The sequence below is a fragment of the Moraxella atlantae NBRC 14588 genome (assembly GCF_001591265.1).
In the GTDB taxonomy this organism is placed as follows: Bacteria; Pseudomonadota; Gammaproteobacteria; order Pseudomonadales; family Moraxellaceae; genus Faucicola; species Faucicola atlantae.
In genome coordinates this window covers 1-996 of record NZ_BCUL01000072.1, presented here as the reverse complement: position 1 = coordinate 996, position 996 = coordinate 1, and the positions used below count along the sequence as shown (strand labels likewise).

Annotated in this window: 1 protein-coding gene and 1 pseudogene; both read left to right on the top strand. The window is 48.0% G+C overall.

Going from position 1 to position 996, the window contains the following annotated elements; genetic code table 11:
• A partial coding sequence (tnpB, locus tag MA2_RS11045; protein WP_082781990.1) for an IS66 family insertion sequence element accessory protein TnpB occupies positions 1–290 on the top strand: 290 nt, incomplete at its 5' end.
• Positions 291–374: 84 nt separating this feature from the next.
• Positions 375–996, top strand: a pseudogene (locus MA2_RS10745) (IS66 family transposase zinc-finger binding domain-containing protein); the annotation flags it as partial.

Below are 996 nucleotides of genomic sequence, written 5' to 3'. Positions count from 1 at the left end.
CCTTCATCCTACAGCACCACCCAGGCATCCGTCCACACTGTGCCTACCTATTCTACAACAAAGCAGGCACACGGCTAAAACTACTCATTCATGACGGACTGGGCATATGGCTATGCACCCGAACACTCGATGATGGCAGATTTCACGGACTAGGCGAACGCCTCATGCGACATCACAGCCTAACCAACCCAACCACAGGACTCACCATCAGCCATGAACAATTCAACGCCCTTGTCAGCGGACTGCCCTGGCACAACCTAGGCAAAGACATACTCACCCCGCCGACCTAAGCTGACTTTATCATAAACTCGCTAAATCTTAACTATCACCGCCTATTTACTGACAATGCAAGGCGGTTATGGCAAACTCATATCATGACCGCCGCCCACCCATCCGACCCAACCGCCCCAAGCTACGCTGATTTATTAGCCCAAAACGCTCAGCTTCAACAGCAACTTGACGCACAAAAACAATATTACGAACAGCAAGCAGCGCAACTCAAACAGCAATACCAAGCCGAACTTGCTCGCATCAACCAAGCACTCGTTGAAGAAATCGCCAAACAGCAACGTCTCATTCATCGCCTGTTTGGGCAAAAAAGTGAAGGCTTAACCCCCAAACAAACCCACCTAAACAAAGAAACCGCCCTAGAAGACCTAGCCTTGCTTGAACAAGCGCATGACAACTTCTTAGCCAATCTTAGCGATGACGAGCGAGCCAAACTGTCTGCGAATGAATCTGTTGATGCTCAAACTCTCACTACTCAGGGACTTGAAGACAAAGCAGATAACCCAACCCAAAAGCTCACCAAACCCAAACGACAAAAACGCCTTGTTATCCCTGACAACCTCGACATAAAAACTATTATTCACGAGCCTAGCACACTCCTGTGTGAGTGTGGCTGTCAAATGACGCAAATTGGTCAAGATGTTCAAGACAAACTTGGCTTTAAGCCAAAGCAGTTTTACCGTGAGCGTCATGTTTATCCTAAATACA